The 24,036-nt window shown below is 27.4% G+C and carries 20 protein-coding genes and 1 pseudogene; 14 read left to right on the top strand and 7 right to left on the bottom strand.

Going from position 1 to position 24,036, the window contains the following annotated elements; all coding sequences use genetic code 11:
* The first annotated feature begins 368 nt into the window (after positions 1 to 368).
* On the top strand, positions 369 to 1,661 hold the full coding sequence (locus EPJ72_RS09915; RefSeq protein WP_147732003.1) for a sialidase family protein: 1,293 nt from the start codon (positions 369 to 371) through the stop codon (positions 1,659 to 1,661).
* A gap of 68 nt (positions 1,662 to 1,729) precedes the next feature.
* Here the strand turns inward: EPJ72_RS09915 and EPJ72_RS09910 are convergent, their stop codons facing one another.
* Positions 1,730 to 2,095: a DUF1232 domain-containing protein gene (locus EPJ72_RS09910; RefSeq protein WP_147732002.1), complete on the bottom strand. Its 366-nt coding sequence runs from the start codon at positions 2,093 to 2,095 to the stop codon at positions 1,730 to 1,732.
* 148 nt (positions 2,096 to 2,243) lie between these two features.
* Here EPJ72_RS09910 and EPJ72_RS09905 point away from each other — a divergent pair, with 148 nt between their 5' ends.
* The 8 genes and pseudogenes from EPJ72_RS09905 (at position 2,244) to EPJ72_RS09865 (ending at position 9,515) form a co-directional block, all read left to right on the top strand.
* The gene (locus EPJ72_RS09905; protein ID WP_147732001.1) at positions 2,244 to 3,425 is read left to right on the top strand and encodes an AGE family epimerase/isomerase; all 1,182 of its coding nucleotides are present in this window, start codon (positions 2,244 to 2,246) and stop codon (positions 3,423 to 3,425) included.
* A 134-nt stretch (positions 3,426 to 3,559) separates the two neighbouring features.
* Complete coding sequence (locus tag EPJ72_RS09900; protein WP_147732000.1) at positions 3,560 to 4,642, top strand: DNA-methyltransferase; 1,083 nt, start codon at positions 3,560 to 3,562, stop codon at positions 4,640 to 4,642.
* The gene (locus EPJ72_RS09895; RefSeq protein WP_147731999.1) at positions 4,635 to 5,441 is read left to right on the top strand and encodes a HinfI family type II restriction enzyme; all 807 of its coding nucleotides are present in this window, start codon (positions 4,635 to 4,637) and stop codon (positions 5,439 to 5,441) included. Before EPJ72_RS09900 ends, EPJ72_RS09895 begins: the two co-directional genes overlap by 8 nt.
* Positions 5,442 to 5,558: 117 nt before the next feature.
* Positions 5,559 to 5,942: pseudogene (locus EPJ72_RS09890) on the top strand (SagB/ThcOx family dehydrogenase); the annotation flags it as partial.
* A gap of 13 nt (positions 5,943 to 5,955) precedes the next feature.
* On the top strand, positions 5,956 to 6,612 hold the full coding sequence (locus EPJ72_RS09885; RefSeq protein WP_147731998.1) for a permease prefix domain 1-containing protein: 657 nt from the start codon (positions 5,956 to 5,958) through the stop codon (positions 6,610 to 6,612).
* An 89-nt stretch (positions 6,613 to 6,701) separates the two neighbouring features.
* Entirely contained in the window at positions 6,702 to 7,706 is a 1,005-nt protein-coding gene (locus EPJ72_RS09880) for a hypothetical protein (protein ID WP_147731997.1), read from the top strand.
* 9 nt (positions 7,707 to 7,715) lie between these two features.
* Positions 7,716 to 8,438: a hypothetical protein gene (locus EPJ72_RS09875; protein ID WP_147731996.1), complete on the top strand. Its 723-nt coding sequence runs from the start codon at positions 7,716 to 7,718 to the stop codon at positions 8,436 to 8,438.
* 300 nt (positions 8,439 to 8,738) lie between these two features.
* Complete coding sequence (locus EPJ72_RS09865; protein WP_147731994.1) at positions 8,739 to 9,515, top strand: hypothetical protein; 777 nt, start codon at positions 8,739 to 8,741, stop codon at positions 9,513 to 9,515.
* Positions 9,516 to 9,668: 153 nt separating this feature from the next.
* Here the strand turns inward: EPJ72_RS09865 and EPJ72_RS13645 are convergent, their stop codons facing one another.
* The 3 genes from EPJ72_RS13645 to mgtE all read right to left on the bottom strand — a co-directional run bounded on the left by EPJ72_RS13645 (position 9,669) and on the right by mgtE (position 11,873).
* Complete coding sequence (locus EPJ72_RS13645; RefSeq protein WP_277871920.1) at positions 9,669 to 9,800, bottom strand: hypothetical protein; 132 nt, start codon at positions 9,798 to 9,800, stop codon at positions 9,669 to 9,671.
* Between the two features lie 53 nt (positions 9,801 to 9,853).
* The gene (locus EPJ72_RS09860; protein WP_147731993.1) at positions 9,854 to 10,420 is read right to left on the bottom strand and encodes a hypothetical protein; all 567 of its coding nucleotides are present in this window, start codon (positions 10,418 to 10,420) and stop codon (positions 9,854 to 9,856) included.
* A gap of 91 nt (positions 10,421 to 10,511) precedes the next feature.
* A complete protein-coding gene (gene mgtE / locus EPJ72_RS09855; RefSeq protein WP_147731992.1) occupies positions 10,512 to 11,873 on the bottom strand; it encodes a magnesium transporter in 1,362 nt (453 codons plus the stop codon).
* A gap of 121 nt (positions 11,874 to 11,994) precedes the next feature.
* Between mgtE and pfkA the strand changes: the two genes are divergently transcribed.
* The 5 genes from pfkA (at position 11,995) to EPJ72_RS09830 (ending at position 19,159) form a co-directional block, all read left to right on the top strand.
* Complete coding sequence (pfkA, locus tag EPJ72_RS09850; RefSeq protein WP_147731991.1) at positions 11,995 to 12,975, top strand: 6-phosphofructokinase; 981 nt, start codon at positions 11,995 to 11,997, stop codon at positions 12,973 to 12,975.
* Between the two features lie 19 nt (positions 12,976 to 12,994).
* On the top strand, positions 12,995 to 14,005 hold the full coding sequence (locus EPJ72_RS09845; RefSeq protein WP_147731990.1) for a WecB/TagA/CpsF family glycosyltransferase: 1,011 nt from the start codon (positions 12,995 to 12,997) through the stop codon (positions 14,003 to 14,005).
* Positions 14,006 to 14,079: 74 nt separating this feature from the next.
* Entirely contained in the window at positions 14,080 to 15,681 is a 1,602-nt protein-coding gene (gene murJ / locus EPJ72_RS09840; protein WP_147731989.1) for a murein biosynthesis integral membrane protein MurJ, read from the top strand.
* A 139-nt stretch (positions 15,682 to 15,820) separates the two neighbouring features.
* A complete protein-coding gene (locus EPJ72_RS09835; RefSeq protein WP_147731988.1) occupies positions 15,821 to 18,715 on the top strand; it encodes a methyl-accepting chemotaxis protein in 2,895 nt (964 codons plus the stop codon).
* A gap of 78 nt (positions 18,716 to 18,793) precedes the next feature.
* Entirely contained in the window at positions 18,794 to 19,159 is a 366-nt protein-coding gene (locus tag EPJ72_RS09830) for a rod-binding protein (protein ID WP_147731987.1), read from the top strand.
* On the opposite strand, the gene EPJ72_RS09825 is transcribed toward EPJ72_RS09830, so the two are convergent.
* From EPJ72_RS09825 to EPJ72_RS13075, 3 genes are all read right to left on the bottom strand, one after another.
* Positions 19,160 to 19,987 (bottom strand): histidinol-phosphatase, encoded by an 828-nt coding sequence (locus tag EPJ72_RS09825; protein WP_147731986.1) that lies wholly within the window; start codon positions 19,985 to 19,987, stop codon positions 19,160 to 19,162.
* Between the two features lie 608 nt (positions 19,988 to 20,595).
* On the bottom strand, positions 20,596 to 23,661 hold the full coding sequence (gene ppdK / locus EPJ72_RS09820) for a pyruvate, phosphate dikinase (RefSeq protein WP_147731985.1): 3,066 nt from the start codon (positions 23,659 to 23,661) through the stop codon (positions 20,596 to 20,598).
* A gap of 173 nt (positions 23,662 to 23,834) precedes the next feature.
* Positions 23,835 to 24,036, bottom strand: a 202-nt coding sequence (locus EPJ72_RS13075) for an IS3 family transposase (RefSeq protein ID WP_158636870.1), incomplete at its 5' end; no start/stop codon positions are given.

Genomic DNA, 24,036 nt, shown 5'->3' with positions numbered 1-24,036 from the left:
TAAAAAATATGCTTTTATATATAACATATCTCATTATATAAGTTACTAGTGTGTTATTTTCAAAAATACAAATTTGATTTTAAATAATAATAGCTATTAGATATATAATAATCATTATACAAAATAGAGTGATAGTTGTTGATAATATTATATTTTTTATAAATAATATTGCATTATACTTATAAAATAATATTTATTTGTATGAAAATAACTACATATTTTATACCTATTAGTAATAAAATAAAAAATATTGAAATATGAAATTATTTTGATATACTTAAAATTATATATGAAATATAACATATTATTTTAGCTTATTCTAAAATATTATTGATTTTTTTATACAACAAATTTATAAGGAGTCAATTATGAATAAATCAGAATTATTTTTAATATTAGCATTTTCATTTCTAGTATCATGTACTAACCCAGCGAAGCCTAGCCGCAATAATTCAGGCAGTGGTAATACAAATACTAAACCTTCTTGGTTTCTCACTGATGAAGAACAGAAAACCGCACAAATGATACATACTATAACATTAGGGCATACAACTTCAGACCCTAAGCAATATTATCGCATACCTGCCGTTTTACTAACAAAGAAAAATACTATAATAGTAGCATTTGATAACAGAAAAAAATCTAATGATGATATAGGATGGGGTAATTGTGATCTAATAGAACCTACTGTTAGAAGAAGTACAAACGGCGGTAAAACTTGGAGTGACAATATAAGAGTTGGAAAAATACCTACAGAAAAAAAAAATGCTCATGGAGACCCTGTGCTATTTGAACATACACCTACTGGTAATTTGGTAATGTTATCTGCTACAGGGGGAGCATTCAGATGGGATACTGAACAAAAATCTAGAATAGCTGTATCTATAAGTACTGATGACGGATTAACTTGGTCTGATTGGAAAGAAGTTCAGGGAGACATATTTACAACTGGTAAATTGAAACAAAATGGCTATTTTAAAGGATTTGCTACTTCTGGAAGAGGTACTACTCTTAGCGATGGTACATTAGTTTGTGCTTTAGTAGTTGCAAGTAAAAATGGAACGAGTAAAATAGGGGTTGCTACTTATTATTCTAAAGATGGTGGCAATACTTGGCAAGTTGGCGGTTTAACACAATATGATAATAATGGATATAATGAGGCAAAAGTGATAGCAGAAATTGTCAGCGGTGAAAATAAAGGCAAATTATTGTTGAGTGCTAGACCAGAACCAGCTGAAGGAGAAGAAAAAGATAGATATTGGGCAGTAGCTGATGGAGTTGATGACAATTGGAAAAAAGTTGAATATGGAGTAGGTTTAACAGATGGAAGAGCTAATGCTGAAGGTATTAGATATACATTAAAATCTAATGGACATTCTAAAGACAGATTATTATTTATAAATTGTAATTCGAAAAATCAAAGAACTCAACTAACATTGCATATGAGTGAAGATGAAGGTAAAACTTGGAATACTAAAAAGATTATACAGCCTGGTATATCTTGTTATTCTTCTATATATGCATTGCCTGACGGAACTATAATTACTTTTGCTGAAGAGCCTTCAGAAGCAGGCGGAAAAGATAATTATAATTTAGTATTTAGAAGATTTAATCTCGCTTGGTTTACAGACGAAAGTGAGGTATATTCTGACACTTGGTAATAAAAATAATAATTAATAAAAACTATATTATCTTTTAAAACTAATATATTTTATCCTTTAAATATTTTTTATACTAAAATAGCCACTGCATATATAAGTATCATTAAAACAAATAGAGTGATAGTTGCTGACAATATCATATTTTTTATAATCATATTTAAAAATGAGTTTTGTACAAAATTAGATTTTTTTATTGCATAAAAAAACGTAATAGATAGCAAAAATATATCGTCTAATTTTCCTATCGGTATTCTGTCTGGAACGGCATCAATAGGAGATATTATATATATTAAAGCTAAAATAAATGGAATCCAATATACTATTTTTTTATTTTCTCTTTTTTGTTTATACTCTGAATATTTTCTATATATTCCATCTTCACCTAATATTTCTATATCTTCTTCATGTATTTCTTTATAATCATCTCTATCCATAAATAAAACTACCTTCAATAATACAAACTTTTTTATATTAAATAATACTATATTTTAAAATAAAAAGAAAAATTTTTTATTGATTTAAAAAAATTGATAGGTTAATATTAATAGATAAATTTATTAAAAAAACATATAAGGATTTTTTATGAGTAATTTAAATGAAGTAAAGAACGAATATCTTCATATGCTAAAAGATAATATTATCCCATTTTGGCTTAAAAACGGACTTGACAAAAAACATGGTGGGTACTACACAGCTTTAGACAGAAAAGGCGGACTTATAGAAACCGATAAATCTGTATGGTTTCAGGGAAGGTTTGCTTGGGTACTTTCTACTCTTTATGCTGATTTTGAAAAAAAACAGGAGTATCTTGATGCTGCAAAATCTGGTATAGACTTTTTAGAGAAATATTGTTTTGACAAAGCCGGTGACGGAAGAATGTATTTCAGAGTTACAGAGGATGGTAAGCCTATCATAAAAAGATTGAGATACTACTTTTCAGAAACATTTTGTTTAGTAGCAATGGCGGCATATTCAAGAGCAAGCGGAGATAAAAGCTATGTTAAAAAGGCTAGAGAAATACTTGATAATATAGACCGCTATCAAAAAGAAAATCTTTTAATTCCAAAATTTGATGCAGGCAGCAGACCTACTATAGCATTCGGACCTCCTATGATAATGCTTGCTACTGTTCAGGAATTAAGAAAAGCAGACCCAGAAAATAAAGATTATTATAATAAATATATTGATAAACTTCTTTCTAATATACAATTATTCTTATACGAAGATAAAAAAGCAGTATTAGAACAATGCAACCCTGACGGCACTTTACAAGACCATTTTGAAGGAAGGTTATTAAATCCAGGACATGCTATAGAATCATCTTGGTTTATATTAAGAGAGTCTATAGAGAGAGGACATGATGAAAAATTAAAAGCTCTAGGAATAAAAATATTTGACTGGATGTGGGAATGGGGCTGGGACAAAGAATATGGCGGAATTATTCAATATATGGATGTACTTGGAAAGCCTAAAAGCGAGTATCATCATGATATGAAATTCTGGTGGCCTCAGACTGAAGCTGCTATTGCTGCTTTATATTGTTATTATTTTACAAAAGATAATAAATATTTAGAAAAACATGATATGGTTAAAGAATATACTAAAAAATTCATTGATACAGAATACGGCGAATGGTATGGATATCTTCATAGAGATGGCTCAATATCTACTGACTTAAAAGGCAATATGTATAAAGGTCCTTTCCATATTCCTAGAATGTATATGAAATGTGTTGAAATAATTGATGCTATTAATTGTAAATAATAATTATTTTTATAAAATACTAGGTTTACTAATATTAAATCTAGTATTTTTATTTTATAATATTTATATATTTGTAATTTTAATTAGTGTAGGTTAAAATATATTGTATATTTTTATCATAAGGCTTTATATAAATGTATATAATTAATAATATAAAAAATACTATTATAAAAGGTGATTCAATAGAGGAGTTAAAAAAAATACCTAATAATAGTATAGACTTAATATTTGCTGATCCACCTTATTATATGCAGACAGAAGGAGAGCTTTTAAGAACCAATGGAACAAAATTTAACGGAGTTGATGATGAATGGGATAAATTTAATGGTTTTGAAGATTATGATAATTTTTCTATAAATTGGCTTACAGAATGTCAAAGAATATTGAAAATTACAGGCAGTATTTGGGTTATAGGTTCATTTCAGAATATATTCCGCATAGGAAAAATAATGCAAGATTTAGGATTTTGGATATTAAATGATATAATATGGAGTAAAACTAATCCCGTTCCTAATTTTGGAGGTACAAGATTTTGTAATGCTCATGAAACTTTATTATGGTGTGGTAAAAATAAAAATACAAAATATACTTTTAATTATAAAACTATGAAACATTTAAATAATGATAAGCAGGAAAAAAGTGTATGGAATATATCTCTTTGTACAGGAAATGAAAGATTAAAAGATAAAGATGGTAATAAAGTACATTCTACACAAAAACCAGAAGATCTATTATTTAAAGTAATTATTTCCTCTTCAAAACCTAACGATATAGTATTAGATCCATTTTTTGGAACAGGTACTACTGGAGCTGTTGCAAAAAGATTGGCAAGAAATTATATAGGAATAGAAAGAGAAGATAAGTACATATATTATGCTAAAGATCGTATAAAAAATGTGGAAACTGAAATGTCAAATCTTATAAATCTTGATTATGAGGTTAAACCACCAAAGGTTCCTATCAAAAATCTTATTGAAAAAGGTTATTTAAAACCTAATCAGAAACTATATACAAAAAAAGGAAATGAAGTCTGCATATTAAATAAGAATGGAAATGTTGAAAATGAACTTGGAAATTTTTCTATACATCAAATGAGTGCTAAATTACAAAAATTAGAAAAATATAATGGCTGGAATTATTTTTATACATATTACAATGATAAATTTATACCTATAGATGAATTAAGATATATTTATATAGGAGATAGTAATGAATGATAATATAAAAGAAATTATAAATCAGGCAGTATATAACATTATTGAAAATTCAAGCAACAAAAATAAAATAGATGAATTGCATTCTAAACATAATGTAAAAATACATTTTATACCTAAAAAATATAGAATATTTGGTGGATTACTTCAAAGTATGAATATACAATTTGGAAATTTTATTGAAGAACTTATGAGAGTTATTATATCCAATGAAAAAAAATATAAAATTATAGATGAATATAGCGGTAAAAAAAGCAATAATTTTAAGATTTCTAAATCTAATGAAACTAGGATAAATAGTTACATAACTGATTGTCAAACTACTTTAAATACTGATTATGAATTAGAAAAATCATTTAAAAAATTACAAAAGGAAATATTGAATAATATAAAAAATAATAAAGATGATATTAGTAATTCATTTAACCATGATATAGATTTACTTTTTGAAGATAAGGAAACTAATATTATTTATTATTTAGAAATAAAATATAATGATGATCATGATACTGGTAAATTTATTGATATTAATAGAAAATTTATAAAAACTTTTGCATACCTTTCCAACGAGTTTAAAAAAATAGAAATCGTACCTATTTTATTTTTCTTTAACAATAAAAAAATGAAAGGAAATATTTATATACCAGAATCTTCAAATATAAGAAGAGGTAAAAGATTTTTTGATGAATTTTTATCAATAAAATATGATGATGTAGATAATTGTTTACAAAATATATCTGAAAGTACTTATGTGATAAAAATGTTTGATGATTTATATAAAAAAGTTATGAGTATAAAATAGTTAATTGAAATAAAATTATTTAATTAGAGCTAGTCTTTTTTGTTTATATTTTAATTTTATAAAATAATTTTTTTAGTATTATATATGAGATGTAATTTATAAAAATAGGAATGTTATGTGTCTATTATAAACAAAAAGAAAAAAGATATTAAAAAAATGGAGATAAGCAAAGAAGAGTTAGAATCTAGAGAGATACCATTACTTTTTAGCGTTGTGAATTTTTCTTCAAATATACCTGTTTCTATGTATGCTGACACTATAGGAATAAAAACTTCAGAATCTTCTTATAGGGAAGCAATGCATTCTGAAGTAAATAGAAATATAAGTGAAGAATATTTATTAAACTCAAAAAAATCATCAATAGATTTATCTTCTATGTTTAATGTAACAAGCTATTCATCATTTCCAATAGATGCTGCTTTAAGTAATAGAGTGTTACTTGAGGAAGAGGTTCATAAAAAAGGAAACGCTATAAAACTTCCTCCATATAAAAATATTAACAGGAAATAATATAATGAATATTAATGAGTTTTACAAAAATATTAAAAAGAAATATCCTAATACGAAAGAAGTTATTGAACAATTAGATGAAATAAAAGATATGTTAAATTCTAAAGTTCAGCATTATGTAAAAAATGGAATGAAATATGAAGAGGCTTGCATTAAATCTATAGATGAACTTGGCAATATTGATGAAGTTTTTGAAGATATAAGCAGAGATGCAAAAGTTGTACATAATTTATATATAAAAATATTAACAGTTTTAATATCATCTTTTTCTACAGCTCTTTTAGCTTTTACTTTTGGTGTGATTGTAGATAGTTTAACTTTTTTTAATGAAACTACTAAAATAGGTTATAAACTTACTATGCCTTATTTTTATTTGGTATTATTTATTTATATAGTTATTTATTCTTTTTGGAATTTCTCTGATAATATAAAGCCTAAAATAAGAAAGTATAGTTATGATATATATAAAATTAATTTAAAAAACTCTATTATTGCTGTTGTAATTTATTCTGTAATAATGATTATTGTAAATGTCATCACATATAAATATAATAATTATTTATGGTTTATGTGGTCTTTTGTTGGTATATTAAATTGGACTATTTCTATAGTTGCAGATTATTATTTGTTTAGAAGCAGTATATTTGAATATAAGAAATAAAAAAATTGATATTTTGTGCAAAGTATATTTACAGACATAATACTTTTGTTGTAATATTAATATAGTTGAATATATGTGAGTTGCGTTTTATGAAAAAATTGCTATTAATATTTTTTATATTGTCAAGTTTCCTTTTTGCTCAGAATGATTTTGTAAACTCAAGTTTTCATTATAGTTATAATTATTTTGGTTTTCCATTTTCTGTTGATTTAGGATATGCGTATAAAAAGAATTCACATTTTGTATATGTTCCGCGTGTGGGAATAAGTTTTGATTATGGGGCAGAGTCATCATTTGGAATATTCGCCAATCTTGGAATGGAATACAGATATAGAAGATTTTTTATAGATTTAAATTACAAACAAGGAATAACTCCTCCGTTTGCTACATTCAATTATAAAAATTTGGAATATTATGGACAATTAAGATTATGTTATTCTTTTGATAATGTAAGTATTTATTATGCCATGAATATAGGTAAAATGATAGCGTCTGAGAGAGAGGTTTACAGATTAAGTTCTATATTTAAGATTAATCAAAATATTGGTTTAAGTAGTACATTTATTGATGATGGAGTTAATAAGTTAAAGTTTAATGCAGGTTTTGGTGCGAGTATTATACCTAATGAAAAGCAGTATTCTTATAATGTTTCATTTAGTATGCCTTATTCATTTTTTCATTATTGGGGCGAGCTTGGAATTATGCCTTATATAGGATACAGTGCTTATTTTGATAAAAGCGAGAAAAAATATTCTATTGGGTTTAAGTATTTATACTCTATTATGATGATGCCTTTAAGTAATTTGGAAGCACATCTTAAAAATATGGACTTTCTTACATTTGTTCATCTTGAATATAAACTTTTTATGAGATTTCTTCCTTCTGGTTTTAATGATATATACTTAGTTGCTTTTGGAAATATAGGATACGGAAAATATTTTGAAAATAGCATTAATAAAGGCAATTTATTATATGTTGTAGGAGGCGGAATAGGCTACAATCTCTACGGCTCAACACCTTTACAATTGACTTTCGGTGTTGATAATAATAATAGTTTGGTTATGAATTTGATAATCAGCACTATAGTATTTTAAGGAGGGTTTATGATGAGAAAAATTTTTACAGTTTTATTTTTATCTTTAGCTTTTAGTTTTTCGGCTTTCTCATACAGCAAAGATTTTAATGAACTTTATAATCTCTATTATATGGCTAATACGAACAAAGCGTATGATTTATATAAGGCTATAGAAAAAATAAAAAACGGCAATTATGGAAAGACAGAAAAGCAAACTTATGAGAATCTTATTTTACTTATGGAAATATATATGAATCCAAAAAGTAAAAGAGAGTCTTATAAGTTATTAAATGATAATATAAAAAAGAATACACCGTTATTAACAGAAAAAGATGCTGATTATATGGCTTCTGTTGCTGATGTGATGAGTAGTGCTATTAATTATTCTTCATTTAATGAGGTTGTAAAACTTTCAGGCAAGTCTGGGGAGATATATGATAATGCTTTAAAGATTAATGCGAATCATTTTACTTCACTTTTGGGTAAAGCAATACTTACAGCATACAGTCCTGAATTTGTAGGCGGCGGAATAGATAAATCTCTTCCAATATTTAAAAAGGCTGAAAATAGTGCCAAAGAGAAATGGGAAAAGCATATAGTTTATTTATGGACTTCACAGGCTTATTTTAAGAATAATGATAAAACCAATTATGATAAATATATGAAGATGGCAAAAGATATATTTCCAGAGGGAGCTTTTATAAAGAATGTTACCAATATGAACGCCAAAGGAAAAGGAATGTTTAATTAAGATATGATTAAATATACTAAAAATTTTTAAGTTTATCAATTTTTTTGTTGTTCTTTTTCCCGCCGCAAAAAGAACCAAAAAGTGCAAGTTTTTTAACTTTATATATTTGGAATATGTATAAAATAAGACCTATATTTTGTATATAAATGCAGTCCTTTTGCTTCTTTGGGTCACCAAAAGAAGTGGGGGTGTGGGGGCTAGTCCCCACAAATAAAAAAGATAAAAAACACTTTTTATAAAATTAAAAATTTTAATATATATAATTGCTTGAGTTTAATAAATAAAAATAAGGAAATTAAAATGTTTAGAGTTATTGTTTTGATTTTTATTAATGCTTTGTGCAGTTTATACGGAGAGATTTCAAGCAAGGCTAATGCTATATTAAAAGAAATAGATAATAAAAATAATGAATACCATTCAGGCTCAAGACTTGTAAGAGTGAGCGAAGCTAAGGATATTTTAAATAGAGTTAATAACAGCAGTTTAAACGAAGAAGAGAAAATGCATTTAAGTATAGAATGCTACACTCTTTGGGCTAATGTGTCTATTGCAAGCGGAACCTTTGAAGAAGATTATAAAACTTTATTGTATATATACAATAATCTTAAAAAAGATAAAGTTTTCAAAAAAGGCTCTTCTGATATTTATGCTTCTTATGCCAACTTTGCAAACTCTTTTACTTCACTTGCTTTTTTTAATAACCAATATCCTTATAGTATAATAGTTGATATGTATACTTATGCTCGTTTGGCACTATTAAAAGATAAAAACAATATAAAGGCAAAGCAAATATATGGAATGTGGCAGATAGCTACTTTGAACTTTTATAACAATGCTGCTTTTTATTCTGTAATAACTTCTTTAAATGATACAAGTAATTTACCAGATTATATGATTTACAGGGCTTATATTTATAGGTCTATGGCATATATGAAAGTCAATGAAACTGATAAGGCTTTTAGAGAATTAGATGAAGCTTTAAAAATGTACCCTAAAGGTTTTTACGGATATTTATTAAAGAGTTCTTATGATAAAGGAAAGGACGGATTTTTAAGTGCTGAAGGTGCTGAATTTTAATTTGTAATTTTCATAGCATTATTTGAAATTAGTTTAAAAATAATTATTAATGTTTTAAAAATTTATTTAAAACATATAAAACTATTTTAATTATTTTATAAAAAGGCAATTATTTTCTATTAGTAAATAAATAATAATTTGCCTTTTTGTTTTTTATATAGCTTTGATTTTTTTGCTTGTGATAGTTATAATATTTTGTTCTTTATATTTTGTAATGAGAGTTTTTACATCTTCTTTAGCTGTAATAGTCATTACCTCTTCTCTCTCTTGAACTTGTGCTTCCATGATTTTATTCCTCCATGAATAATAATTTTTTAATGTTTTTTATATTAATTAAATTAAAAATCTCCCTCTCTCCATACTTTAAAATTGGGATAGTCTAATTTTTTTGATTCATCTTCATACCATTTACAAACTGAAGCTGACATATTTATTACATAAAAGTTAAAATCTGTTTTCCAGCCGTCATTTTTAAATTGTGCAAATGATGGTATAAATCTATTATTAATTGATTCATAAATACTTTTTTGCATTTCTTCTGTTTGTATGTTGTTATCTTTTATTGCTATTCTTAATATTAAAAGTATAGACATAGATGATAGAGTTGATGTTACTGTGCTGTATTTAGTAAATATTTCTTCTTTAGAGAAGTTTTGATTTATAGTATCAGTCCATAATTTTATAATATTTCCCAAAGCTTCTAATTGTTCAGGAGTTGCATTTTTATCTGTTACTATGCTTGCATAATACTCTGCTAATTGATTGAATGTAATAGTAGAATTATCATCAGCTATTGATAATTCTTCTATATTTTCTAATCTCATTGATTTTATCATACTCTCATAATTGCTTGCATATATAGTGCTTATAGCAAATATAAATATTAAAACTATATATTTTTTCATAATTAAAATTCCTAAAAATAGTTTTAATTATTATCGGCATAGTTTTATATTACATTCATTTTTTATTTTTAAAATTTATGCTAATAGATTATTATATATTAATTTTTGTGAGTATAATGCTTGCTAATAACAAATATATAGAAGTACCAGTAATGTCACATATAGAAGTAACCAAAGGAACACTGCTTGTAGTAGGGTCTTTTTTTAGTTTCACAAATATAAAAGGCAAACATAACCCTATAAGACTTCCTATCACTACAACGCATATCATAGATAATGACACAACCAAAGCTATCATTAATCCACCCCTATATACTGCAATAAGCGAAACAGCTAAACTCATAGTAATACCAAGTATAGAAGATATAGCAATTTCTTTAAAAAACATAAATAACCAATCGCTTTTTTTAACATCTCCAAGCGATAAACTTCTTATTATGAGTGTGGAAGATTGAGCCCCAGCATTTCCAGCACTGTCTATTAAAAGTGGTAAAAAGAATATTAAAGAAACATATTTGCTTATAGTTTCTTCAAATATTCCTATAAAATATCCAGAAAATATATTTATAAAAACTAATATAAAAAGCCAATTAATTCTTTTTTTATATAGAGTTAATATAGGTGCTTGTTTAATATTTCCTGTAAAGTCATCATCTATGCTTATAGCACCTAATTTGTGGAAGTCTTCTGTATCTTCTTCTTCGGCTATATCAAATATATCATCAATAGTAACTATTCCTATTAAAGCGTTTTTGGCATCTACTACAGGTATATATAATAAGTCATATTTCCTTCCAACAAGTACAGCTTCTTCTTGGTCTGAATATGCAGAAAGATATATGATGTCTGTATGCATAAGGTTTTCTATTATATCAGTTTTTTTAGCAAATAATAAATCTTTTAATAAAATATATCCTAATAATATATTTTTATTACCAACTATATATATAACCTCAAAAGTTTCAGAATCTTTTCCATATTTTCTAATATATTCTAAAGCTTCACTTACAGAAAAGTTTGGATATATAGATATATATTCTGTGGTCATTATACGGCCAACACTATATTCAGGGTAAGCTAATAATTGTTTAGTAATATACAAATCTTCTTTTTCCATTAAAGAAAATATTTTTTTATTTATTTCTTCTGGAAGTTCTTCAAAAAGAGAAGTTCTATCATCAGGACTCATTTCATGCATTAATTCTTCTATTTCTTTATCATTCATAGAAGATATTAATTCTTCCTGTTCATTAACATCTAATTCGGAAAAGACTAAAGCAGATTTCTCTGTTGATAATAATCTAAAAAGAATAGTTTTATCTTTATTATTTTCTAATATACGCATTATGTCCACTATTTCTATAGGGTGCATATCGTTTAGGATATATTTGAGTTTATCCCATCTTTTATTTTCTATGATGTTTATTATTTCAACATATTCTGAATTTATCATATTAATTTTTTTTATTTTTTGTATATCAATTCTTTTATTATTAATATATAATATATAATAAAAAATTAGATAAATAATAATATAATTAAATATTATATGTTTTATAAGGAGTTATTTCAATATGGCTGATATAAAGAAAATAGGAGTATTAACAAGCGGCGGTGATGCTTCAGGAATGAATCCTGCTATAAGAAGTGTTGTTAGAACAGCTATAGCTAATGGATTAGAAGTGGTAGGTATAAGAGAGGGTTATCAGGGATTAATGTATAATAATGTTTATCAGATGAATGCAGGTTCTGTTGGCGGCATTATTAACCATGGCGGTACAATTTTATTTTCTGCAAGATCTCCAGAGTTTCAAACAGAAGAAGGCATGAAAAAAGCAGCTGATAATATGAAATACAATGGTATAGATGCTTTGGTTGTTATAGGCGGTGATGGTACTTATAAAGGTGCTTTAGATTTTGCTAATCACCATGAAGAGTTTCCTGTTATTGGTATACCGGGTACTATAGATAATGATATATTTGGTACTGATTATACTATAGGATATGATACAGCAGTAAATGTTGCAATGGATGCTATAGACAAATTAAGAGATACTGCTACTAGCCATGGAAGATGTTTTGTAGTTGAGGTTATGGGCAGACATGCTGGTTATATTGCTTTAGAAGTTGGTATAGCTTCTGGTGCTGAAGACATACTTATTCCAGAGACAACTACTGATATTGATAAGATAGTAGAAAACTTGCAAGTAGCAAAAAAGAGAGGTAAAAAATCTTCTATTATAGTGGTTGCTGAAGGTGATGAGTCAGGAGGTGCTATGGAGGTAGCTAAACAAATAGAAGGTAAAACGGGTTTTGATACTCGTGTTACTATACTTGGACACATGCAAAGAGGCGGAGCTCCTACTTCTCGTGAACGTCTTATGGCTGCAAGATTTGGTTATATTGCAGTTAAGGCATTATTAGAAGGTAAAAGAAATGTTGCTGTTGGTATATGGAAAGGTGAATATACCTACACTCCTTTGGCTGATGCTGTTAAAAAAGTTCCTAAAATTGATCCTATAGATTTGGAGTTATGCAGAACTCTTGCTATATGATTTTAGGGCTTAATATTTTATGATAAATAAAAATTCTTTGTTAGGTATTAGAATAGATACTTTTAACAATGATTTATATACTGCTTTAGATCAACTAAAAGATGGAAATGATGTTCTTATAGTAACATTGGATGTGCATCAATTATTGAGTGTTCGTTTTAATAAAAAATTAAAAAATATTATAGAAAATGCTTCTTTAGTTATTGCTGCTCATCCTTCCATATCTAAAGCATATAAGTTTATATATAAAGAAGAATTAGAGTATATTAAAGATTTTAATTTATTTTCTAGTGTATTGTCTTATATAGAACAAAGAAAGATGACAATGTTTTTATTTGGTGATGAAGAGAAGTATTTTTTTACAATCACTGAAAAAATGAAAAAAATATATCCTGATATTAGCATACTTGGAACTTATCAAAATACAAAGAATAAATCAGAGTTGGACAAAGCTTTTATTGGTTTTAAAAAAATGAATCCTGATGTATTTTTTATATATATGCCTTTTAAAAAGTCTTTATATTGGTTTAATGAAAATAGAGGTAAATTAGGCATGAAATTATGCGTGCCTATCTCAAGACCTTTGGACTGTTTTTGCGGAAAGAAAAAATCTCCAAATATGAAAGTAATTGAGGCAAATAAAGAGGAGTTTTTTTATCTCAAAAGAAATATTTTTAGGATATTTTTATATTTTGATTATATAAAATTTTGGATATTGGTATTTTTTGAAAAGGTTTCTGTAAAGAGAAATAAGAAAAGAATTATAAAAAATGCTAAAAAAGAAGCTAAGATGGAAGCCAAGTTAGAAAAAATTAAGGCTAAAGAATTAAAAAAAGAAGAGAAGAGAGCTTTAAAAGAGGCTAAAAAAGAAGCTAAAATTGAAGCTAAGAGAGATAAAATTAGAGCTAAAGAATTAAAAAAAGAGGAGAAGCAGGCTTTGAAAGAATCTAAAAAAGCTCTGAAAGAAGAAAAAAAAGCCCTAAAAAAAGAGAAAAAAACTTTGCAAAAAGAAGAAGATAAAAAAGAATAATTAATCAAATAGAATCTCAGTATTTTTCTTATTTTAATTAGTAATAGTTATATAATAGTAAAAGAGATAATTGTATGCAAGAAAAAAATGAGAAAATAAATACAAAAGAAAACATAGTAAAGTCAAGTTTAAAGATGTCTGTGGTAACTACTATAAGCAGAGTTTTTGGACTTGTACGCGACCAAATACAGGCTATTTTACTTGGTACAACATTTATAGCAGATGCTTTTGCTATAGGGTTCATACTTCCAAACCTTTTGAGGCGGCTATTTGCTGAGGGCAATATGGTTGCTAGTTTTATACCTGTTTTTACCGACCTTGAAAAAAATAAAGGTATTGAGGCTTCTAAAGTTTTTTTTAGGGCTGTTTTTACATTATTGTCATTAATACTAATATTTATAGTTTTTGTCGGAATATTAATTTCACCTTTATTAGTAAAGCTGCTTTATAAATCGGCAAGTTATGAGGCTTATAGTTTGGCTACTGACTTATCAAGGATAATGTTTCCTTATCTTTTGTTTATTTCACTTGCCGCTTTGATGCAGGGAGTTTTGAATGTGAGGGGATATTATTCTATATCTGCTGCAAGTCCTATACTTCTTAATATTGTTATTATATCTTTGGCATTGATATTTTATTTTTTGCTTCCTAATGTTTTTGATAATATGTCTTATGTTTTTGCTATAGCTGTACTTATTGGAGGAATGGTACAATTTGCTTATCAGATTCCTTTTGTAAAGAAGCTTGGATTTAATTTTTTGCCTAATTTTAATTTTAGAGATAGTTATGTTATAAAGATGATTAAACTATTTGCTCCGGGTATATTTGGTGCGAGTATTTATCAGATTAATTTGCTTGTATCTACTGCTTTTGCTGGTGCTATTGGTGAGGGCAGGGTGTCAGCTGTTACTTTTGCTAATAGGATACATGAGTTTGTTTTGGGAGTTTTTGCTGTTAGTATAGCCACTGTTATGCTTCCTACTTTAAGCAAGTTAATAGTTAATGAAAAATATGATGAGGCGAAAGACACTCTTTCTTATTCTTTGAGGTTGGTGGCATTAATAACTATACCTGCAACTTTTGGTTTTATGATACTTGGCAAAGAAATTGTTGCTATGATTTTTCAATATGGGGCTTTTTCAGAGAAATCTACTTTGCTTGTGTCTAATGCTTTGAGGTATTTATCTGTTTCGCTTTTTTTTGTTGCTAGTTATAGGATTGTTGTACAGTCTTTTTATGCTATGAAAGATATGAAAACCCCTGTATATATAGCTTTTTTTGCTTTTATTATTAATGCTATTAGCAATTATTTATGCGTTTATATATTTCATTTTGATATTATAGGAATTTCTATTTCTAGTGTAATAGCAAACATTGTTTCTTTTATTATATTATATGTTTTACTTATGAAAAGAATGAATATGTATTTTTCGCTTAATAGTGGTAAAATTAATACTATTAAAACTTTATTATCAAGCATTATTATGGCTATGGCAGTTTATTCTCTTAGATTTTATATATTGAGAGATAGTAGCACAAGAATAGTTTTTATAATAAAAGTTTTTATTGTTATATTTATAGGTGTTATAATTTACAGTATAGTTAATGTAGTTTTCAAGAATGAAGATTTTATTTCGGTTTTTAATTTATTTAAAAAGAGAATGGTAAAAAAATAAGAGTTTTGATAAATTAGTATGATATTTATATTAATATATGTTAATATAAAATAAATATTTAAGGCTCTCAAAAATATGCTTGCAATATCCGACAATTTAAGTAATAATTTTGCAAGTAAAAAAAATAAGGTTTCTATATATGAGTTTAAAAAATAAGGTACTTTTTTCTGTTATTTTAGTAGTTGCATTGTCATTATCCCCAACTATTTTTATTAATAGCACAACAAATAGAAAAGCATTGTATGATAATGCTATGGCAGTTACGCAAAATTATTTTTATGATATAGTATCAGCATTTAATAATATATATGCTACTACATCTGTTGGTACAGTTTCATTATCAGATATAGCTACAGTATCTTATGAATTGTATGATGTTGGCAACGTAGAAAATCCACAAAACAGCCTTAGAGATATAATTTACAGATTTCATAAATCTCAGCTTGATTTGCATCATGTTATAGCAAATGGCATATATTTTGAACCTAGTATTATATCAGATAACGCTAATTTAAAAAATTTATACTCTTTATATCTATACGATGTACCTGATGCAGGCACAATGGAACCTCAGTTTGGAACTATTATGGATAATTATATAAATGAAGAGTTTTATGCATTGGCACTTCCTAATAATTGGAATAGGGAAACTAAAAGACCTCAAAATGTTTATTATTCTTCTCCATATTTGAAAAATTTGGATAAGCCTCAAAAAGTAGTATCATTTTCTTCTCCTATATATTCTACAGATGATTCCAGACTTATAGGGGTTTCTTTATCTGATGTTTCACTTGATATAGCACATGAAGTATTAACTAATATAGTAAAAACAGGACCTTTTAATACAATAATATATGATACAAGAAATAATAAAATAGTATATCATGACAATCCTAAATATATATTAAGTAATGTAAATGATTTTCCATGGTTTAATGCTGCTATAAATAATTTAGATATATCTACTAATACAATTATAAAAAATAATGTAATGATTGATGATGTGCCTTACCATATATTCGTTAGACAGTTTAGCAGTGGCTTATATAATCTATTTATGTTTGTACCTAGCTCATATTTCTCAAGTGTTTTAGATCAAACTAATAATACTATATTTGTTATTTTGATATTTGCTATTATAGTAATAATCATTATATTAAACATTACTATACCAATATCATTAAAACCTTTAGATAAAATATCCCATGAACTTGAAGAGGGTGTATTTAATAATAATATGTTTATTAATATAACTAAAATAAACTCTAAAGATTCTCTAGGCTATTTAAGCAGTTGGATAATAATATTTTTTGATATGGTTCAGCATGTATTTTCTACTGTATCAAAAACTTTATCTATATTTAAAGAGCAAATTACATTATTAAAAAATAAAACTTCTGATATTTCTAAAGTTGCTGGTTCTATGACTGAGTCTGTAAACTTAATTGTAGATAATATATCTTCTCAGCAAAATGAGTTTAAAGCTGTTGAAAGTAGTAATTTGGAAATTTATAAGATAATAGCTTCTAACCTCTCTGAACTTATATCTATAGATCAAATGACTAATGACCTTCAAATAAAAATTGATGAGCAGGCTACAAGTTTGAATCAAATTAACTCTTTAACATTATCAATACAAAAAGATATGGAAGAGGTTTCAGAGTCTGTTGCTAAGGCTAAAGATGAGTCTGATGTAATGTTGTCATTATCAAATGATAGTAAAGAGAAAATATTAAAAACAGAGAGTATCACTAGAAATCTTGTGTCTTCTATTAGAGGAATATCAGAGTTTGTTAATTCTACTATAGATGTTTCTCAGCAAACTAATATGCTTGCGATGAATGCGGCAATAGAAGCTGCACATGCAGGTGAGCAAGGTAAAGGTTTCGCTGTTGTTGCTGAAGAGATAAGAAAATTGGCTACTACTACAAATATTCAATCTGAAAAAGCTCATAGAATACTTAGAGATATAGAAAAAGAGATGAACTTAATGATAGAAAAAATGTCAGAGAGAATGAATGTGATAGAAAATATGATATCTAAAGTAAATAACTTTGTAGATACTATGACTAAAGTAAAAAAGGTTGTAGATGATAAATATATAAGCACAAAAGATATGAATATTTCTATAGAACATCTTACTAATGCTATTAAAGATATTAAAGAACAATATACATCTTTACATGGAAGAATATCTGTTGCAAAAGATGATTTAGTCCATTTATCAGATTTCTCTAAGAAAAATGACGAGGCTGTTAAATTAGTATCTAAAAATACAGATGATATAGTTAGTAAAACACAGGATATGAGTGAGCGTATTAATGATGTATTTAATTTAATTAAAGAGATAGAAGTTCTTTCTAATATTTCCGGAGATTCTATTGATACATTAGATAAAGAGATGTCTTCATATGTAGTTAAGGATTTTGAAGAAGTTATTGCCGGAAAGATTAAGAGTATTAATGATGGGGATAGAGCTTATGCTAAATATACATTAGTAAAAAGATTTTATAAGTTTATGATAGAAACTTTTGGCAAAGAAAAAACTATTGCTTTAATTACTAAAATGCCTGAGGATGCTAAAATTATATATAGCGATGTAAAGAAAGTGAAGTTTAAAAAGAAATTTGTATTATCTAGTTCATTTTTCATGCCTATTAATATAATTATGAATGAATTTTATGATGGAAATACAGATTGTATAAGAGATGTTGCTAAATATGGTTTTAGAAAATGCAGTGTTTTAAATAAATTAAAAATAAAATTTTATAGAGGTCGTACTCTAGCTGATTTGCTTATTAAATTTAGTAATAAAAGATTTAAAAATATCAATATAGAAGTTGTAAAATCTGAGAAGCGAAAACTTATTTATCATTTATACTATTTTCCTAACTATGATCATATGATGGAAATATATTTTGATGAGTTAATTAATAATATATTTAGATATAGATATCCTAATTCAGCTAAAGTAGAAATTTCTAAATCTATTAGTAATGGTTATATTTACACAGAGTATATTGTTACTTGGTAATAAAAAATTGTATTAATAGGATTTATATATTTTCCGATAGTAATAGTGGTGTATGCTTTTTTATAGAGGTGTAAATATATGAATATTACTGATAAATATAATTTGAGTATTGGAACTGCTAATTTAAATAAACTTAACAACACTAAAAAAGAGTATCAAAATTATGGTACAAAGTTTAGTGTAGAAAATACTTCTGAAAATGCTAATAAAGAGTTTCAAAAAAAACGTTTGAGAGAAGTTTCTGAAGATTTTGAATCTTTAATGATTAATCAAATGCTTAAAGAGATGAGAAAGACAGTTAATAAAAGCGGACTTGTAGACGGCGGTATGGCAGAAGAGATATTTGAAGATATGCTATATGATGAATATGCTAAAGAGTTCTCTAAAACTAAAACATTTGGTTTAGCAGAAATTATTTATAACCAAATGGAAAAATACGTTTGATTAGTTTAGAGTTATATCTTTAAATGAGCTATCTATAAGCATTTTTATTTTAGTGTAACCAAAAGTTTTTAATTTTTCTACCATTTCATAATAAAAATAATCTAAACTGTTTGCAGAATGGGCATCTGTGTTTATGATAATAGGTATATTTAATTTTAATAATTTTTTTATAGTGTCAGTATTTGGATAATGGGCGTTTAAATTATCTTTATTCATTTTTTTAGTATTTATTTCTACTATAGAGCTTGATTTCTTTATCACTTCTAATACTTCATTAAGCTTTTCTATATACCAGTCTTCTTCTTCTGTAAAATATTCTTTATTAAAATTATATTTTCTAATTAAATCCAAATGTCCTATAATATCTGGTTTTTGAGTATTTATCATATCTATTAGATTGTTATAGTATCTCAATACCACTTCTTTAATATTTCCAAAATGTTTTAATGTGTTTACAAAGTTTTCTTTGGATGCGTCTATAGAAAAATAATTATTTTCATCATCTTTTATAAAATGTACAGAGCCTATTCTATAATCTAACATCATTTCTTTATCTGTGTTTTTATTTAAGTTTGAATAATAATCTGCTTCTATTCCTGAATATATTTGAATTTTATTTTTATATATTTCTTTAAATTTTTTTATATCTTCCAAATATTTAATTGTATTTTCTCTGGACATAGCGGCTTTATCAAATTGTAGATAAGAATGACCTGAAAATCCTAAGCTTATAAAGTTTTTATCTATTGCGTATAATATATTTTCTTCTATAGTATTTTTACCATCGCAGTAGGCGGTATGAGTGTGTAGGTTTGATATATAATTCATGTTTCTATTATATTTTATATTTTTCGTTTGTAAATAAAATTTTTAAGCTTAATTTATTTTTTATGTTTTTACTTCTTTCGGGGGCTAGCCCCCTGCGAAGCGTGCCCTTAGGGTACGCACCCCCCAGTTCTTTTGCGACCGTAGGAAGTGCCTGTGGTATTGGTACAAAGAACTAAAAAGGCTGCATTTTTATAAAGTATAGCCAAAAATATATGGTATTATTTTATATATTTATTTACTAGGTATAAAACTTAAATATTTGCTATACTAATAAGCTAATAATTTGCACTTTCGCGAAGCGTGCCCGAAGGGCGAAAACTTTGACGAAGTCCGCACCGCGACTGAAAGGAGTCCTTCAGGGCGACGAAGGAAGTGCCTGCGGTAGTGGCCCAAAGAAGCAAAAGGACTGCATTTTTTATGCTTAAAATGTTGGTATTACAATATAGTTTATACATGTTCCAAATATACAAAGCTATAGTACTTGCACTTTTTGGTTCTTCTTGCTGCGGGAAAAAGAACAATAATAAAAATTGATAAACTTTTTAGTATACAATAAAAAAGCCTGCATGCTAATATGCACACAGGCTACAAATTATAAAGATAAAAGATTATTTTTTAGAGTTTGTTTTTTTTGATACTGCCTTTTTTACTTCTTTTTTAACAGTATTTTTTACAGCCTTAGCAACTTTCTTTATTTCTTTAGTTGCTTTTTTTACATCTTTTGAAGCTTTTTTTACTGTAGAAGCTGCTTTTTTAGCATCTTTTTTAAGCTCTTTCTTTACTTCTTTTTTAACAGCTTTAGCTACTTTTTTTACTTCTTTTTTGACACTTGTTTTTTTGTTTTTGGCAGAAGCATTAATTATACCTTGAGCAGCAGCAAGTCTAGCAATAGGTACTCTATAAGGAGAACAGCTTACATAGTTAAGTCCTATATCATAACAGAACATAACAGTAGCAGGGTCGCCTCCATGCTCACCGCATATACCAACAACAAGTTTTTTATTAGCAGCTCTTCCTTTAGTAACACCTATTCTTAAAAGCTCACCAATACCTTCTTGGTCTAATGATTGGAAAGGGTCTTTTTCGTATATTTCTTTATCAACATAGTCTTTTAAGAATTTACCAGCATCATCTCTTGAGAAACCGCCTCCCATTTGAGTTAAGTCATTAGTACCAAATGAGAAGAACTCAGCTTCTGTAGCAATCTTATCAGCAACTAAAGCAGCTCTAGGAACTTCTATCATAGTACCAACTTTATAAGCAACTTTATCTCCCGCTTTAGAGAATACTTCATCAGCTATTTTTACAATTCTCTCTTTTATCATTTTAAGCTCTTTTAGAGTACCAACAAGAGGAATCATTATTTCAGGGTGAACATCTACGCCGTTTTTCTTAACTTTAACAGCTGCTTCAATTATCGCTCTAGCCTGCATGTCGTATATTTCTGGATAAGTGATACCAAGACGACATCCTCTATGTCCGAGCATTGGATTAAACTCATGTAAAGAATCTCTAATAGCTCTTAATTTATCAAAATTTTCTCCCATTTCATTAGCAAGCTCTTGTAATTGAGAATCTTCATGAGGAATAAACTCATGCAAAGGCGGGTCAAGAAGTCTTATTGTTACAGGATAACCATCCATAGCAGTAAATATACCCACAAAATCTTCCATTTGCATAGGGAATAAACTATCTAAAGCATCATCATAAAGTTTTCTTGGTCCTTTATAAAGTCTTTCTAATTCTTCAACTAAATCAGCTTTGCCAATTTTTTTTGCTTCTTCTAATTTTTCTTTTAATTGTTTCACTTCTTCAGCAACAAGTATAAGCTGTCTTACGCTTTTAATTCTGTCAGCATTAAAGAACATATGTTCAGTACGACACAAACCAATACCTTCAGCACCGAATTTTCTAGCGATTTGAGCATCATTAGGAGTGTCAGCATTAGTATGAACTTCGAATTTCTTTTCTTTTCTTTTTTCATCAGCCCACTGCATAAGTTTTCTAAAGTCTTCAGACATATCAGCCTCTTTAGTAGTAACCTGTCCAAGCATAACCTCACCAGTGGAACCATCTATAGAAATATAATCACCTTCATAAATTACAGTATCATTAACTTTCATAAGTTTTTGATTATAATCAATGTCTAATGCACTACAACCAGCAACACAGCATTTACCCATACCGCGAGCCACAACAGCAGCGTGTGAAGTAGCACCACCCCTTGCAGTTAATATACCTTCAGCAGCATTCATTCCCTTAATGTCTTCAGGGCTAGTTTCTATACGAACAAGTACAACAGATTCTCCAGCCTCTTTCATAGCCTCAGCTCTCTCAGCAGCAAATACAGCTTTACCAACAGCAGCACCCGGAGAAGCATTTAATCCCTTAGCAAGTATCTTAGCAGTTTTCTTAGCATTAGGGTCAAACATAGGGTGAAGTAACTGATCCAAATCAGAAGGATTAACTCTCATTAAAGCCTCTTCTTTGGAAATTATTTTAGCCTCAGCAAGCTCAACGGCAATCCTTACAGCAGCAGCAGCAGTTCTCTTACCATTACGAGTTTGAAGCATATAAAGTTTGCCTTCTTGAATAGTAAACTCCATATCCTGCATGTCTTTATAATATTTTTCTAATTGATTTTTATAGCTTACTAATTGTTTATAAACATCAGGCATAACTTCTTCAAGTGAAGGATATTTAGATTTTCTTTCTTCTTTGCTTTTACCATTATTTTTAGCCCATTCTTTACTTCCTTCTAATGTAATTTCTTGAGGAGTTCTAATACCAGCAACAACGTCTTCACCTTGTGCATTAATTAAAAACTCTCCATAAAATTTGTTTTCACCAGTAGCAGGGTTACGAGAGAAACATACACCAGTAGCAGAAGTATCTCCCATATTACCAAATACCATAGCCTGAACATTTACAGCTGTACCTAAAAGACCTCTTATATCATTTAACTTTCTATAAGCTTCAGCTCTAGGATTGTTCCAGCTCCTAAATACAGCATTAATAGCATGCCATAATTGTACTTTAGGGTCATCAGGGAAAGCTTCGCCCATTTCTTGTTTATACATAGCTTTATATTTTTCTACTACAATTTTTAACTCTTCAACGTCTAAGTCGGTATCTTTAACTTCTTTTTCAGCTTTGCCAATTTTTGGTGCTATAGCTTTTTTTCTCTCATCAAGTATCTCTTCAAATTTGTCATGATCAACACCCATAGCTACATCACCAAACATTTGAATAAATCTTCTATAAGCGTCCCAAGCAAATCTAGGATTATTAGTTTTCTTAATAATTCCATTAACTACGTTTTCGTTTATTCCAAGATTAAGTATAGTGTCCATCATACCCGGCATAGATATAGCAGCACCAGAACGTACAGATACGAGAAGAGGTTTGTCAGCATTACCAAATTCCATTCCCATAGCCTTTTCTAGTTTTTTAATGTTTTCATCTACTATTTTTTCTAGTCCCTTAGGGTATGATTTGTTTTTTGAATAATAATCACATACTTCTGTTGTAATTGTAAAACCTGCTGGAACAGGTACTTTACTTTCTGTCATTTGAGCAAGACCTAAACCTTTACCGCCTAACAATGCTTTTGTTTCTTTAGCTCCTTCAGATTTACCATTACCAAAGAAGTAAACCATCTTTTTTGTTGCCATGATAATCTCCTACTATTGTGATTTTGATAACTTTTTTACTTAGATTTAAAAAAATAAATTTTTTCTTATATATATAGTATAGTTTTATTTTTATGTTTGTCAATTTTTATTAAAACAAATACTAAAAAAAATATTTTATAATATATGTTTTTTAATATTTTATTTATTTGATGTCATGGAGCCATAGATATTGTACTTTTACTTGCTATAATATTTTTGATTCTTTCTTTGATTGTAATATAACCTAACGAAGAAATCAATCTTTGATTGTTATAAAAATGTGTATATTCTTTTAATTTTTCTCTCAATAATTCTACTGTGATATTTTTATTTAATCGTGAATAAAATTCTCTTTCGTCTATGCCGTGTACTCTT

This window comes from Brachyspira pilosicoli, assembly GCF_008016535.1.
Lineage (GTDB): Bacteria > Spirochaetota > Brachyspiria > Brachyspirales > Brachyspiraceae > Brachyspira > Brachyspira pilosicoli_A.
This window is presented reverse-complemented; position numbering and strand designations above follow the sequence as displayed.